This is a genomic window from Streptomyces sp. NPDC029466, from assembly GCF_055574515.1.
The window spans coordinates 163,194-177,129 of record NZ_JBVHZH010000010.1 but is presented as its reverse complement, the minus strand read 5'-3'; the positions used below and the strand labels follow the sequence as shown (position 1 = coordinate 177,129).

11 protein-coding genes and 1 pseudogene are annotated in these 13,936 nt (G+C 71.5%); 11 read left to right on the top strand and 1 reads right to left on the bottom strand.

The window, feature by feature from the left end:
- The first annotated feature begins 198 nt into the window (after nucleotides 1–198).
- Together ACZ4XD_RS11530 and ACZ4XD_RS11525 are read left to right on the top strand one after the other, a co-directional pair.
- The gene (locus ACZ4XD_RS11530; protein WP_468040711.1) at nucleotides 199–1,503 is read left to right on the top strand and encodes an MFS transporter; all 1,305 of its coding nucleotides are present in this window, start codon (nucleotides 199–201) and stop codon (nucleotides 1,501–1,503) included.
- Between the two features lie 75 nt (nucleotides 1,504–1,578).
- Nucleotides 1,579–2,259, top strand: coding sequence for an NUDIX hydrolase (locus ACZ4XD_RS11525; RefSeq protein ID WP_468040709.1), 681 nt, complete (start codon nucleotides 1,579–1,581; stop codon nucleotides 2,257–2,259).
- 43 nt (nucleotides 2,260–2,302) lie between these two features.
- On the opposite strand, the gene ACZ4XD_RS11520 is transcribed toward ACZ4XD_RS11525, so the two are convergent.
- On the bottom strand, nucleotides 2,303–3,883 hold the full coding sequence (locus ACZ4XD_RS11520; protein WP_468040707.1) for an alpha/beta hydrolase: 1,581 nt from the start codon (nucleotides 3,881–3,883) through the stop codon (nucleotides 2,303–2,305).
- Here ACZ4XD_RS11520 and ACZ4XD_RS11515 point away from each other — a divergent pair.
- The 9 genes and pseudogenes from ACZ4XD_RS11515 to ACZ4XD_RS11475 all read left to right on the top strand — a co-directional run.
- Nucleotides 3,861–4,592 (top strand): annotated as a pseudogene (locus ACZ4XD_RS11515) (UBP-type zinc finger domain-containing protein); the annotation flags it as partial. The gene ACZ4XD_RS11520 and the pseudogene ACZ4XD_RS11515 overlap by 23 nt on opposite strands.
- A gap of 303 nt (nucleotides 4,593–4,895) precedes the next feature.
- Complete coding sequence (locus ACZ4XD_RS11510) at nucleotides 4,896–6,035, top strand: inorganic phosphate transporter (RefSeq protein WP_468040730.1); 1,140 nt, start codon at nucleotides 4,896–4,898, stop codon at nucleotides 6,033–6,035.
- A gap of 106 nt (nucleotides 6,036–6,141) precedes the next feature.
- Nucleotides 6,142–6,381 carry a hypothetical protein gene (locus tag ACZ4XD_RS11505; RefSeq protein ID WP_468040705.1) on the top strand — a complete coding sequence of 80 codons (240 nt, stop codon included), beginning with the start codon at nucleotides 6,142–6,144 and terminating at the stop codon, nucleotides 6,379–6,381.
- Between the two features lie 628 nt (nucleotides 6,382–7,009).
- Nucleotides 7,010–7,825, top strand: a complete 816-nt coding sequence (locus ACZ4XD_RS11500; RefSeq protein WP_468040703.1) for a S1 family peptidase — start codon at nucleotides 7,010–7,012, stop codon at nucleotides 7,823–7,825.
- Between the two features lie 1,332 nt (nucleotides 7,826–9,157).
- Nucleotides 9,158–9,268: a keywimysin-related RiPP gene (locus tag ACZ4XD_RS11495; RefSeq protein ID WP_107070770.1), complete on the top strand. Its 111-nt coding sequence runs from the start codon at nucleotides 9,158–9,160 to the stop codon at nucleotides 9,266–9,268.
- Nucleotides 9,269–9,295: 27 nt separating this feature from the next.
- Nucleotides 9,296–11,152, top strand: a complete 1,857-nt coding sequence (locus tag ACZ4XD_RS11490) for a lasso peptide isopeptide bond-forming cyclase (RefSeq protein ID WP_468040701.1) — start codon at nucleotides 9,296–9,298, stop codon at nucleotides 11,150–11,152.
- Nucleotides 11,153–11,235: 83 nt separating this feature from the next.
- A complete protein-coding gene (locus tag ACZ4XD_RS11485) occupies nucleotides 11,236–11,490 on the top strand; it encodes a lasso peptide biosynthesis PqqD family chaperone (RefSeq protein WP_468040698.1) in 255 nt (84 codons plus the stop codon).
- Nucleotides 11,487–11,921: a lasso peptide biosynthesis B2 protein gene (locus ACZ4XD_RS11480; protein ID WP_468040696.1), complete on the top strand. Its 435-nt coding sequence runs from the start codon at nucleotides 11,487–11,489 to the stop codon at nucleotides 11,919–11,921. The genes ACZ4XD_RS11485 and ACZ4XD_RS11480 overlap by 4 nt, the downstream gene beginning before the upstream one ends.
- The gene (locus ACZ4XD_RS11475; protein ID WP_468040693.1) at nucleotides 11,918–13,927 is read left to right on the top strand and encodes an ABC transporter ATP-binding protein; all 2,010 of its coding nucleotides are present in this window, start codon (nucleotides 11,918–11,920) and stop codon (nucleotides 13,925–13,927) included. Before ACZ4XD_RS11480 ends, ACZ4XD_RS11475 begins: the two co-directional genes overlap by 4 nt.
- Nucleotides 13,928–13,936: the final 9 nt, after the last annotated feature.

The following is a 13,936-nucleotide window of genomic DNA, read 5'->3' as shown; positions in this document are numbered from 1 at the left end:
CCGGCTCGGTCCCGGACTGCTTTTGCGCTGCCCGCGCTGTGCTCTGCTGCGCCCCCCCCTCCCCCCCCCCCCCCCCCCCTCTTCCTCCTTCCCCCCCCCCCCCCCCCCCCCCCCCCCCCCCCCCCCCCGGCCCCGGTCAGCCCGTCCCTCGACGGCCGGCCGCGCGGGACCACGCGCCGGCCGGCACAAGGAGAATCCGTGCGCGACAGGAAGAGGCGCGGTCAGCGCCGCGCGTCGACGTCGCCCTGGAAGTACGCGCTGGCGACCTGGCTCGCCGGCGTGCTGGCGGCATTCGGTCTGGGTGCCGTCGCACCGGTGGGGTCCGCCCTGCGTACGTCGCTCGGCCTGTCGGACGGTGCGCTCGCATGGGCCACCTCAAGTCTCACGGCGGTGGGCGCCGCCCTCGGCATCCCGGCGGGATGGTGGGTCCGCCGCTTCGGTGCCCAACGGGCCCTCTCGTGGGGCCTCTTTGTCATGTCGGTGGCCACCGTCGGCAGCGCGGCCGCCGGGTCCTGGGGGCTGCTGCTGGGGGCACGTATCGCTGAAGGGGTCGGCTACCTGCTGGTGTTCGTGGCGGGTCCGGTCGTTCTCACCCGCCTCACTCAGGGCGGCGTCCGGTCAGCAGCGCTCGCGTTGTGGGGCACCTGCGTCCCGACGGGGCTCGCCCTCGCCGCGGTCACGGGCGGCACCCTGGAATCCGTGTGGCCATGGAACCAATGGCTGGCCCTCACCGCACTCGGTCCGCTGATCATGGCCGGAGTGCTCACGGCCGTCCTGCCCCGGCTCCCGAGGACGGCGGTCCGGTGTGCGCACCGCGAAGCCGGTGCCTGGAACGGGGCGTTGCGGCTCGGGGTGGCGTACGGCAGCCTCTCCCTGGTCGGCGTCGCCGTGGTGATGGTGCTGCCGGCGTTTCTCCTTGAGGAGCGGCAGGCTACGGCGGCGGTCACCGGGGCCGTGGTGGCGGTCGTCTGTCTGGGGAGCGCGGTCGGTGGGCTCGCCGCCAGTTGGCTGCTGCGGCGCGGCTCGGCCCTCTCCTCACTGGTGCCCCTGGGCGCGTTGATGCCGGTCGCCTGCCTCCCCGCCTTCTCGGCCGAATTCCCCCTCGCAGTCAGCGGCGGAGCGGCCACGCTTGTCCTTGTCGTCGACGGACTGCTGATCTCCGCGGTCTTCGCTGCCGTTCCCGCCTCGGTGCGCCGTGCCGAGGATGTCGATGTCGCCAATGGCATCCTCAACCAGCTCGGCAGTGTGGGGATTCTGCTGGGACCACCGGTCTTCGGGCTGGTCATCGCTGCCGCGGGGTGGGGCACCGTCGCTGCCCTGACCCTCGTCTTCGGCGGGTTGGGCGCGGTCCTGCTGCTGACGGCTGCGCGCACGTCCGCGACCGGTTCGGCAGCCGGCATGGCCCGGTCGCCCGACGCGCCGGGTGGCGGAGCGAGGCGGAAGGGGGCGGAACCCTTGACGAAGGCGGCGGACGTCAGCAAGCCCCACCGCACGCGACCCTGACCGAGCCACGGAAGTGTGGCCTGCCCGACTGCCGTACCAGCTGGTGGCAGTCCTTCACCCAGGAAGGGGCGCAGGGTGAGAATCGACTTCCCGCTGTTGCGGGACGACACCCGTCGCGAATACTGCCTGCACTGCCACGCCGAGGCGGTCACCTGGATCGTCGTGGACGGAAGGAAGCGCTGCACCTGTGCTGCGTGCGGGCGCGAGGCGGAGAGAGCCGTCGTCATCGATCCCCGTATCAACTGGTGGACCGATGCGGACGGCGAGTACTGGCACGAGAGCGCCGGGGTGTTCGTACGCGACCGTCGAGCGAGGTTTCTGTTCTTCCAGCGAACCGCCTTTCCTTACCGGCTGACCGTGCCTGCGGGCCACGTCGAGCGCGGGGAGGAACCACAGCGCGCGGCCGCGCGGGAGCTGTGGGAGGAAGTAGGAATCCGGGGCGCGCACGGGGACCTCCGGCTCGTGGCGGACGAGTACTTGCGGGGAGATGTGTGCAGAAGGGGCTCCGACGCGCATCGTTGGCATGCCTTTCTGCTGGAGGTCGATGAGCACCGGGAAGCAGGAGCCCAGGAGGAGCTGACCGTGAATGAGGAGGGTGAGGCGCCGGTCTGGCTCACCCTCGACCAAGCACGCTCCCGCCGGCCGACGTTCGCGGTGGAACGCCTCATCGAGCAGTATTCCGAGAGGCTGCTGGACGCGGTCCCGCCGGTCGATGACGAGCGGGAACAGGGCCCTTCGGACGGCGATCGGACCTGACGTTCTCGTCTCACGCCACTGCCGAGGGCGACCTGCGCCCGTCTCAGCCGGCGCAGTGGGCGATCCCGCCCGGCAGCTCTCCCCCGACCAGATATCTGTCGACGGCACGGTCGGTGCACGGGGAGGGCGGCTCCGAGGCGTACGCCGCATGCCCCTGGCCCTTGCGTACGAGGAGCGAGCTGTGGTCCAACTGCCGGTGCACCGCCCGGGCGTTCGCCAGGGGAGTGAGCTGATCGTCGGTGTACGACACCAGCAGCACCGGTGCCGCGCCGGTTGCCCTGACCGGCTCGGCCGCACCGGTGGGGGCGACCGGCCACGTCGCGCAGTCGAGCATCTGCCAGGCGTAGGAACGGCCGAAGAGCGGCGACTGCTTGGCGAAGGCGTCGGCGGTGGCGAGCATCTGCTTCGGGGTCCTCGGCGCGGACGGGGAGTCCAGGCACAGCACCGCCGACATGCTCATGGACTCGTTCTCCTCGGTCTGCTCCTCCTGCGGCGTCGGCTCCTCGTCACCGCCCTCGCCGGCTGCCTCGGCGTCCAGACGATCGAAGGCGGTCACGTCCCCGCGCAGGGCGGCCACCAGCGCCGTGGTCAATCGCTTCCAGCTCACTTCGCCTGACACGGCCATTCCCAGGTACATGGACAAGTCGGCGTCGGTGAATTCCTCGCCGCCGGCCCCGTGCAGCGGCTTCCGGTCCAGGTCCCTGGCGAACGTGGTGAGCCTCCGCAGAATCTCCCCGGTGGTGGCTCCCAGCCGGTCGTCCCCGCGCGCGACGAGGTCACGGGCGTAGCTGCGCACCGCGTCATCGGAGGTCTTGAGGTCGAGCCGGGCGACCTGCCGCAGGTCGGCGGCGGGATTGACGACACCGTCGAGCACCATCCGGCCCACCTTGCCGGGGAACAGCTTCATGTACTGCTGGCCGATGAAGGTGCCATAGGAGACACCCGTGTAATTCAGCTTGGCGTCGCCCAGGACCGTACGCAGCACCTCCAGGTCGCGCGCGACGCTGACGCTGTCCATGTGCGCGAGAACGTCGCCGCTCGCCTTCTGGCAGGCCCGGGCACGCCGGGACGCGTCGGCGAACGCCTTCTCGGCCTGCGATGCGGTACGCGGCGGATCCTCGGGCTCCTCCGCCACGCCGTCGGGGCACTTGATCTGCCCGGACCCGGCTATGCCTCGCGGATCGAAGCCGACCAGGTCGTAACGGGCCCGGGCCCGTTCCCCCGCCCGCCAGTTTCCGTTCGCCACGTCGGCCGCACCGCCGGCCCCGGGCCCCCCGGGGTTGAAGAACAGCGACCCCAGCCGACGGCTGTGATCCTTGGCCCGCACCCGCGACACCCGCAGTGTGACGGTCTTCCCGTCCGGGGCGGCGTAGTCGACCGGCACCTTCACCCAGCCGCACTGCGCGCCGGGCACGGCCTTGGGGGTGACATCCGTGCCACAGGCCGTCCACTGGACCTTCTGCTGCGTGAAGCGCGCGGGCAGTGCCGGAACGGACGTGTTCCCGCCCTCGGCATCGTCGGGCCGGGATGCGGCGGCGCCACCGGCACCGCAGACCGTCACCACCATCGTGGTGACGGCCAGCAGACCGGCGGACAAGGCCATGGATCGGCGGGGGATGGGCATCGGCGCTCTCGCTCTCTCGCTCGTCGCCCGCAAAGCATGCGCACAGGCGCCGCCGGGCCGCTGTAGGGCCCATCACAGTTGGGGAGGAATTACGCATTGTCGGCGGATGATTACATTTCACCCTCGGGCGGGGCGGGGCGGGGGCACGGGTGGGGAAGTTGTGGGTGCGAAGTGGCGGGTGGCGAAGTTGTGGGTGGCGAAGTCGCGCGAAGTCACGAGTGAACACGTGCGGCGAGGAGATGTAATCAGTGAGTTATCGCCGCATGGGACCGCCTACAAGCGGGCGGTGGATGCGCTGGTCCCCACCGCCACCCTCACCGAACTCGACGGCTACGGCGGGTCCCCCTTGTCGTCGCTCCTGGCCGGCACCGGTACGGGAACGTTGATCGGCCCGCCTCGGTCCACGCAGTCCTTGACCAGCGCTGCGCGGCCACGCCATGCGGGCCGCGTCGCCGGCCCCCACCAACTCCCGTTCCCCACAGCAGGCGTCATGACTTCCGCGCACGGAATCGACCCCTCGGTCCCACCCAGCGGAACCGGATGCGCCGAGTGTGATGCCGGTGGCGGCTGGTGGTTCCATCTGCGGCGCTGCGCACAGTGCGGCCACATCGGTTGTCGCGATTCCTCACCCGCCAAGCATGCGACGGCCCATGCCCGGGACACCGGGCACCCGGTGATCCGCAGCTTCGAACCGGGCGAGACCTGGTTCTACGACTACGACACCTCGGACGTGTATGCCTCGGGCCCGTCCCTGGCTCCCCTGGAGAGCCACCCGGCCGACCAGCCCACCCCCGCCCCGCGGGTCGCGTCCCGGCGGACTGGGCCAACCGTCTGGGACAGTCGGCTCTCCCCCGCCTCCGGCACGGCGCTGACCTCGCCGAGCGCTGCCCCCGACCGGCCCCGCCGTCGCGTTGGCGGCGGTCCGGAGCGGCACTTAGCGTGGGAGAGGACGGCGGTCGTACATGATCCGGGGGCCCGCGCGGCCGGACCGCCTTTGACTCGGAGGTCCGGGATGGACGCTGTCTCGTTCCTGCTCGTGGCCGTGATCCTCACGGCCCTCGCCTTCGACTTCACCAACGGATTCCACGACACCGCCAACTCGATGGCCACCTCCATCGCCACCGGGGCGCTGAGCCCCCGGGTCGCCGTCGCCGTCGCCGGGGTACTCAATCTGGCCGGAGCCTTCCTCTCCACGGAAGTGGCCAAGACGATCTCGGGCGGCATCGTCGAGGACAGTCAGGTCTCGCTGGTGATGATCTTCGCCGGGCTGATCGGGGCGATCCTGTGGAATCTGGTCACCTGGCTCCTCGGGCTGCCGTCCAGCTCGTCCCACGCCCTGTTCGGCGGGCTGATCGGCGCGGTGTGGGTGGGGGCCGGGGGGTCCGCGGTGCGCTTCGGCGCGATCATCGAGAAGATCGTGATCCCGGCGGTGGCCTCGCCGGTCGTGGCCTGTGTGGTGGCGCTGCTCGCCACCTACCTGGCCTATGTCATCACCCGGAGGACCTCGCGCCGCGCCGTCAGGAAAGGCTTCCGCGCGGGTCAGGTCGGGTCGGCGTCCCTGGTGGCACTGGCCCACGGCACCAACGACGCCCAGAAGACGATGGGCGTCATCACCCTCGCGCTCATCTCGACCGGGGTGCTCAGCCATGGCGCGGGGCCGCCCTGGTGGGTGGTGCTGAGCGCGGGCCTGGCGATCTCGCTGGGCACCTACGCGGGCGGCTGGCGGATCATCCGGACCATGGGCAAGCAGCTCACCGACATCCAGGCCCCCCAGGGCTTCGCCGCCGAGACCAGCGCCACCGCGGTGATCCTCGCCTCGTCACACATGGGGTTCGCGCTGTCGACCACCCAGGTGTGCACCGGCAGCATCCTCGGCGCGGGGCTGGGCCGCAAGCTGGCACATGTGCGCTGGGGAGTCGCCGGGCGGATCGCGGTGTCCTGGCTGCTGACGCTTCCGGCCGCGGCCGCCGTCGGAGGCGTGGCGGCATGGGTGGCCGATCAAGGCGACCTGGGCGTGGCCCTGGTGGCGTTCGTCGCCATCGCCGCCTCGGCGGCCTTCTACGTGCTCTCGCGCCGCCGCCCGGTGAACCCCGAGAACGTCAACGAGGTGCCGGCACCCGAACCGGCCGCCACCGTCAACCCGGCCGCCTGAGCCGGGCGGGCGGACCGGCCGGCGCGCGGAGCGGGACCGGCAGGACGGACCGGCAGGACGGACCGAGGGGGACCGGCAGGGCCCGCGTCCAGGAAGGGAGAACGGGATGGACATCAACTGGGGCACACTCGCCGGGGTCTTCGCCGTGAGCCTCGGAATCACCGCCGTGGTGGTCGTGATGTTCTCCCTCGGCCTGGCCGCATGGGCCCGCGCCGGCCACGGGGAGCCCGCCTCCCACACATCCAAAGCCCAGCACCAGAAGGCGGCCACGGCCACAGCCGTTCTCTGCTTCGCCTCCTGCCTCGCGGTCGCGGCCTACGGGATCGCCTTGATCGTGACCGGTTGAGGCCGGCTGGGGCACGGCACTCGTCGGGGCGGGCGAGCCCCGCGGCGGGTGTTCGACCGACCACCGCGATTCAGCAGATCGCCGGGGCGCCGTACGTCGGCAAGCCGTCTGAGGGGCTGGGCTGGCTGTGGCCGTGTCGCGCTCAGTCGCTCAGTTCGTGGTGGCTCCAGGGTGCCGGTCGGTCCGGGGTGCGAGCGGCGCGGCGCGGCGGGGTGGGAATCGTCGAGCGGGGGTGAGAGCGAGGGCGAGGGCGGTCCAGGCCATGGGACCGGAGGGGAGACGCTTCTCCTGTCACTGGAGCCGCCGCGCGAGCCCTGGTCGGCGGGACTGACGCTACGCCCCAGTCGGGAGGCGGCGTCGACGTACAGGAACGTCATCGTGGTGTCCTGCCGCAGGTCCAGGCAGTCATGGCCCCCGACACCGCGCATGTGCAGATCGGCACCGGTGGCCACGGCCCCGCCGCGAAGGAGGCGCGGGCTCGCCAGAAAGCTGAGTCCCATTAGGGGGCTACCCCTACTGTGCTCGGGCCCGCTGCCGGGACCGTGTTCGGTCCCGCTGCCCGGATGGTCTGGTGGATCTTGAACGCGCAGGCTGAACACCTCCAGTTCTCCAGCAGAAGGAACTCTCCGTGCCCAGTGTGAAGTCGGTGCGTCGCTGCGCGGCGCGCACCACTGCCGCCGGCGCTCTCGCCCTCGCGGCGTGCGCCACCCTGATGACCGGCAGCGCGGCAGCGATCGTCAACGGGACCGAGTCCACCGAGCGCTACCCGTACATGGCGACGATCCCGGAGTCGGCCCCGGACCAGGGGCTGTACGACGGTACGTGCGGGGCGTCGCTGATCGATCCGCAGTGGGTGCTGACGGCGGCCCACTGCGTACAGGGCGACGGCCTCGAGCTGGCCGGCATCGTCCGTATCGGCAGCGGACACCGGAAGTCCGGCGGCACCGTCCGGGCCATCGAGCGGACCGTCGTCCACCCCGGCTATGTGAACGGCAACGGGAAAACCGCGAACAAGGATGACATCGCACTGGTCCGCCTCGACCGCCCGGTCGCCCAGAAGCCCGTCCGCATCGCGGAGCGGGCCGGGCGACCGGGCACCCCGACCCTGATCCTGGGCTTCGGCACCACCGTCGACACCGAGCTGAGGTTCGCGGAGCGGTTGCAGGAGCTCAACACGCGCAGGGGCGCCGACGCCGAGTGCGCCCCCAACTACGCGGACCGGGCCCGTTTGTGCACGACCAGCCGCGTGCCCAAGGCCATGGCATGCTTCGGAGACTCCGGCGGACCCCAGCTCCAGAAGGACCGGCACGGGCGCTGGGAACTGATCGGAGCCACATCGGGCCCCGGAACCCCAGGCGTCGCATGCTCCGCCGGACCGGGCCTCTACAGCAACGTGCCCGCCTACGCGGACTGGATCCACAAGATCATCAAGCACAACACCTGATCAGGAACCCGCCGGCGTCCGCGTCCTGCTGACCCGACGCGCACACTTCGGCGCTGGCGCATTCCGGGCCGCCGCCGGGCACCGCCCGCCTGCCGCGACAACCGGGACGCGGCGGTGCTTGGGCGAGCTACAGTTTGGCCCGCCCGGCAGAGGCTCGACATGCGATGGTCTGGCGCCCCACGGAGCAGCCTGCCCAGCGTGCCAGGCCGTACGCGCCTACAGACACCCTGCGTACGCGTGGAGTGCGTGGGTGGTGGGGTTGTGAAGCCGCGGCTGAGCGGTAAGACCAGCAACCCCCTTGTCAGCAGCCCTGCTTGGCTCACTGAGGGCGTCGCTCCAGCAGCACGCCCACGTCCGAGCTAAGGCGCTTCCACGTCGAGCACGTCTGCCAGCCCGGTGATCCGGAGGCTGCGGTGGCCGACAGACCTGCTGCCTGCCCGCCATGGTCCACGTGTGGTCACAGGCAGGAGGTGTCGTCATGCCGATTGCGCTGTCGATGGACCGCTCACTGACCAACACCATCGACTGAACGGCAGTCGACTGGTCTGCCGGCACTATCGGCTGCCCGGCCCTTCGTAGGTAAACCATCGGGAGCCCGCTGGCGGCAGGCGCGGGCCGGTTCGCTGCCGGGCAGGGCCCGCGGGAGCGGTGATCGACCTGCATGCCTGCCAGACCTCCCTCACCCGGTTTGTAAATGCGGCCGGTCCCGGCGCGGACCCCACCCCCGGCCCCCGCCCGCCCACCGACCAGCCGGCGCCCCCCTGGCCAACGACCACACGACGTGGATCAGCGACCTCCTGACCTTCCAAGACGCACAACAGCCGGCATTCGTACGTCGAATGCGCCGACGTGGAGCCGGACGTCCCTGAGGGAGCAGGTCCCCCGTCATCACCTTGCGCCTCACCCATGAAGCTCATCAGTCGTCCGGCGTGAAAGGCAGCAGACTGGTTGTGCGGGGAGCGAGGCCGGGCGCTACCCGGTGGCGACCACTCCGGGTTCCTGCGCCCCCGTGCGCCGGGTGAGACGGCCGCCAAGTCTGCACAGGTCCAAAGGTTTTTTCTGAGCGGAGCCGGAACGCAGGCCCGGTGGTTGGCGATTCAGTGGTACGCATCTATCGAGCCATTTCGATCACGAGTCGCACGCTAATTCATACAAACCTATTTGTGGTTCTTCTGTTGCGAGGGGCTGCGGGGCTGCAACTAGCTTCGGTGGCGCGCCGCAGCTCCTGTTCCGGGTTTCCGATGAATCCGGGCACAGCTGTTCATGAGCCGGACGGCCGGCTCGTGGCCGGGCTGGGGAGGGGTGGCGTAATCCGCATCGAAGGAGACAGCGATGAAGAAGGCTTACGAAGCGCCGACGCTCGTCCGACTGGGTTCGTTCCGGAAGAAGACCGGGCTCCTGAACAGCTCCGGGAACGACCGGCTGGTCCTGAGCAAGAACTGAGGGTCGACGGCTCGCTGATCCGAAGCCATGACTGAAACGCACCCAGGTGCGGGCAGGGGCCCCGGCGACGCGCACTTCGCGGTCTTTCCCGACCGTGCGGACGCGGCCGCCGTGGCCCACTGCTTCGCCCGCCCGCAAACCCGCACCCTGACGTACGCCTCCGGCCGTCCCTGGCTGGTGGGCCACTGGCACGACGAGGACCTCGTGACCGCTCGCGCCGGCACGGACGCCCTCGCCCTCTTCGGCTGCTGTCCGGTCGACTCCGCCGAACTGGAGCGCCGGATCGGCCGGTTGAGGGATCTCTCCGAACTCGATGCCTGGGCGCGCAGCCTGCCCGGCAGCTTCCATCTTGTGGCCGCACATGACGGGCAGCTCCGGGTGCAGGGCACCGCGTCCGGCCTGCGGCTGGTGTTCCATGCGCTCGTCGACGGCGTGCGGGTGGCGGCCACCAGCGCCGATGTGCTCGCCGACGCGCTCGGAGCCGAACCGGACGAGGAACAAGTCGCGGTCAGGCTGCTGTGGCCGGTTCCCCACCCGTTGCTCGAAGCACCGTTGTGGCGGGAGGTCACCGCCGTGCCCCCGCAGGACGCGCTGATCGTCGCGGCGGACGGGCGGTCCGTACGGCACTCGCGCTGGTGGACGCCGCCGGAGCCGACCCGGTCGCTCGCCGACGGCGCCCCCCTCGTCCGGGACGCACTCACCGAAGCCGTCGATGCCCGTACGCGGCAGGGCGGTGTGGTCAGTTGCGATCTGTCCGGCGGGCTGGACTCCACCTCCATCACCTTCCTGGCCGCTCGGTCGCCCGCCAAGGTGGTGGCCAGTACCTGGCCGGGGCGCGATCCCGCGGACACCGACCTGTACTGGGCCTCGCAGGCCGCCGAGCGCCTGCCGCAGATCGAGCATGTGGTGTGGAACGCCGACGATTCACCCCTCGTCTACGACGACCTCCTCGGCATCGACGACCTGCTGGACGAGCCGACCATCGGCGTCATGGACCGCTCACGGGTGCTGCACCACCTGCCGGGCCTGGCCCAACGGGGCAGCCGGCTGCATCTGACCGGTATCGGCGGTGACCATGTGGCGTGGTGCTCCGAGGCGTATTACCACCGCCTGCTGCGCAGGCGCCCGTTGTTCGCCGTGCGGCAGCTTCGTGGGTTCCGGGCGCTGTGGCAGTGGCCGCTCGGCGGTATGGCCCGGGCGCTGGCCGACTCCCGGCCGTACGGGACATGGCTGGCGGACGCCGGTCGCGACCTGCGCGGTCCGCGGCCCGCGTCCGTCAGCAGCGGTCTGGGCTGGGGCATGGCACCGCGGCTGTTCGACTGGGTCACTCCCGAGGCCGAACGGCTGGCCGGGCGGGCGCTTCGGGCGGCGGCCGCGACCGCCGTACCGCTGCATCCGGACCGGGGCCTGCACACCGACCTGGAGCAGATCCGCTCCTGTACGCGCATCATCCGGCAGTGGGACCGGATGGCGGCCAGGGCCGGGGTGCCGATGGCGTCGCCGTTCTTCGACGACCGGGTGATCGAGGCATGCCTGGCGGTCCGCCCGAGCGAGCGCGTGACGCCCTGGCGGTACAAGCCTCTTCTCACCACGGCCATGCGCGGCATCGTGCCGGAGTCCTGTCTGGGGCGTACCAACAAGGCCGCGGCGTCCATGGACGCGTCCAACGGGCTGCGCGAGCACCGCGGTGACCTGCTGGCGCTCTGGGAGGACTCACGGCTGGAACGGTTCGGCCTGGTGGACGGCGAGGCTCTGCGCCGGCTGGCCCAGCGGCCCGCCACCCCCGGGCTGCGCGACGCGATCCTCTACTCGACCATCGCCGGCGAAGTGTGGCTGCGCAGCCTCTCCCGCCCCGCGCAGGACAGGGCCCGCACGGCCCCCTAGGCACTTCCCCCTAGGCGCCTCGCTGCCGACCCCTATCCGCGCCCCATCCACCCCCTATACGCCCCGATACGAAAGGTACGCATATGGCATTGCGGTTCGGTGACAAGATCTCCACGGCCGCGACCGACTACGGCACGGTCCTGCTGGACGAACGCAGCGGACAGTACTGGGAGTTGAACCCCACCGCCGGCCTGATCGTCACCACCCTGCTGGCGGGCGGCGACGAAACAGCGGCGGCCGACGCGCTCCTCGCCGAGTTCGCCATCGACCGCACGCGCGCCGAGCAGGACGTCGCGGCCCTGGTCGAGGAGCTGCGCGCGTCGGGGCTGGCCGCATGACGACACCGAGTGCACTGGAGCGGCCCACCGGAGTCCCCCTCGCCCGGCGGCTGGCCGCCCGACTCGTCCTCCTCCCCGCCCTCGCACTGTCCTTCCTGCCCCCGCACCGCATCCGTGCCGTACTCGGCCTCGTACGCCGAGGAGCCGCACCCGCCTCCACCGGCCAGGCCAAGGCTGCCCGGGACGCGATGTGCGCGGTCAGCCTGCGCTGCGCCGGGCCGCGCGGCTGCCTGCCCCGCTCCCTGGGGGCCGCGCTGCTGTGCCGGCTGCGCGGCAGCTGGCCGACCTGGTGCACCGGGGTGCGGGTCGTGCCTCCCTTCACGGCGCACGCCTGGATCGAGGTCGATGCCCGCCCGGTGGACGAAGGGGTGCCGGACGACTACTTCACCCGGCTCATCGCCGTGGCACCGGTCAGCCGGCCCACCCGATGACCGCGTCCACCACGGAGACACCGGACCGTTCGACATGGGGTGCGGTCGCCACCATGTACCGGCTCACCACCGGGCACCGGGCCTCCGTCGTCGTCGCCACCGTGCTCACCCTGATCGGCTCCGCCCTCGGCCTGGCCCAGCCGCTCCTCGCCAGGAACATCGTCGACGCCAGCGGACACGGACGGACCTTCTGGCCGCTGCTCGCGCTCCTGGCCACGCTGTTCGTCACCGAGGCGGCGACCGGCGCGGTGGGACGCTTCGTCCTGGAACGCATGGGTGAAGGCGTCGTACGGGGACTGCGCCACGGCCTCATCGCGCGCCTGCTGCGGCTGGAAATGGACCAGTACCACCGGCACCGCACCGGCGACCTGATCTCCCGCGTGACCACGGACACCACCCTGCTCAGGGACGTCGTGTCCCAGGCACTGGTCGACCTGGTGACCGGCGCCCTCGCCGCTGCCGGGGCGGTCGTCCTGATGGCGTGGATCGACCCGCTGCTGCTGCTTCTGGTCGCCCTGACCGTGGCCACCGCCGCCGCGGTCGTGGCCTCACTGCTCAAAGGCATCCGGGCCGCCTCCGCACACATGCAGGGCTCCGTCGGCGCCCTCGCTGCCGAACTGGAACGCGCGCTCGGCGCCTTGCCGATGGTCCGGGTGCACCGCGCCGAGGACCGCGAGGCGACGCGTATCGGCAAGCGGGTCGACGCGGCGTACGACGCCGGCGTACGGACCGCGAAACTCGCCTCGGTAATGAGCCCCGCCGTCGAACTCGCCGTCCAGGGCTCCTTCCTGCTCGTCCTGGTCATCGGCGGGCTGCGGGTCAACGGACACGCCAACTCCCTCGGCGATCTGGTCGCATTTCTGCTGTACGCCTCCTACCTGGTGCTGCCGTTGTCGTCGGTGTTCCGGGCGGTCGGGCTGATGCAGCGCGGCATGGGCGCCTACCAGCGGATCGCCCAGGCGCTGGCGCTGCCGGCGGAGCCGGAGGAGGTCGTGGGGCATGCGGAGGCGGTTGAGTCCGCGGAGACCGTTGAGCCCGCGGAGGCCGTGAAGCCCGCGGAGGCCGTGGGGCACGCGGAGGCCGTGGAGCCCGTGGAGCCCGCAAAGGCGGTTGATCCCGTGGAATCCGTGAGGCCCGGGGAGCGGACCGGGCCAGGCGTGTGCGTCGTCCGTGTGGCGCCCCGGCGGGTGGAGCGGACGGTGAGGGGCGAGGCACCGGCCCTGGCCCTACGCGACGTCCGTTTCGGATACGTCCCGGACCGGCCGGTGCTGAACGGTGTCTCGTTCACCGTCCCCCACCGCGGGCAGGTCGCCCTCGTCGGACGGTCGGGCGCGGGCAAGAGCACGATCTTCGCGCTGGTGGCGCGCTTCCACGAACCGGACTCCGGAACGCTGCTGTTCGACGGTCGTCCCGCAGCCGAGCTGAGCCGCGCCGCATGCCGGGCACGCCTCGCCGTCGTCGACCAGAACACCCATGTCGTCCACGGCTCGCTCCGGGACAACATCACCTACGCGGCACCCGGCGCCAGTGACGCCGAGGTCCGGCGGGTCGTCGAACTCGCCCGGCTCGACGGGGTGGTCCGACGGCTGCCCGGCGGTCTGTCCGGCGTACTCGGTGAACGCGGCAACACCCTGTCGGCCGGCGAACGGCAACGGGTCGCCCTGGCCCGCGCCCTCCTCGCCCGGCCCGCACTCCTCCTCCTCGACGAACCGACCTCCCACCTCGACGCCATCAACGAGACCGCCCTCACCACGCTCATGAAGGAAGCCGCCCAGGAATGCGCCCTTCTGGTGATCGCGCACCGCCTCTCCACCGTCCGGCACGCCGACCGCATCATCGTGCTGGAAGAAGGCCGCACCGTCGCCTCCGGCGCCCACGAGGAACTGCTGACCACCAGCCCCTCTTACCGCGCGCTCGCAGCCGGCCAAATGCTCCGGCCGGCCCACAGCACGTCCGGGGCGGATGATGCGGCGACGGCCGCGCACGGACGGCCCCGAACGCCGTAGCCGACGGCC

Bases quoted from the DNA above. Each gene is read 5' to 3' on its own strand.
- ACZ4XD_RS11480 (WP_468040696.1), top strand. From the start codon at position 11,487: ATGACGACACCGAGTGCACTGGAGCGGCCCACCGGAGTCCCCCTCGCC.
- ACZ4XD_RS11485 (WP_468040698.1), top strand. From the start codon at position 11,236: ATGGCATTGCGGTTCGGTGACAAGATCTCCACGGCCGCGACCGACTAC.
- ACZ4XD_RS11490 (WP_468040701.1), top strand. From the start codon at position 9,296: ATGACTGAAACGCACCCAGGTGCGGGCAGGGGCCCCGGCGACGCGCAC.
- ACZ4XD_RS11510 (WP_468040730.1), top strand. From the start codon at position 4,896: ATGGACGCTGTCTCGTTCCTGCTCGTGGCCGTGATCCTCACGGCCCTC.
- ACZ4XD_RS11505 (WP_468040705.1), top strand. From the start codon at position 6,142: ATGGACATCAACTGGGGCACACTCGCCGGGGTCTTCGCCGTGAGCCTC.
- ACZ4XD_RS11495 (WP_107070770.1), top strand. From the start codon at position 9,158: ATGAAGAAGGCTTACGAAGCGCCGACGCTCGTCCGACTGGGTTCGTTC.
- ACZ4XD_RS11475 (WP_468040693.1), top strand. From the start codon at position 11,918: ATGACCGCGTCCACCACGGAGACACCGGACCGTTCGACATGGGGTGCG.
- ACZ4XD_RS11520 (WP_468040707.1), bottom strand. From the start codon at position 3,883: ATGCCCATCCCCCGCCGATCCATGGCCTTGTCCGCCGGTCTGCTGGCC.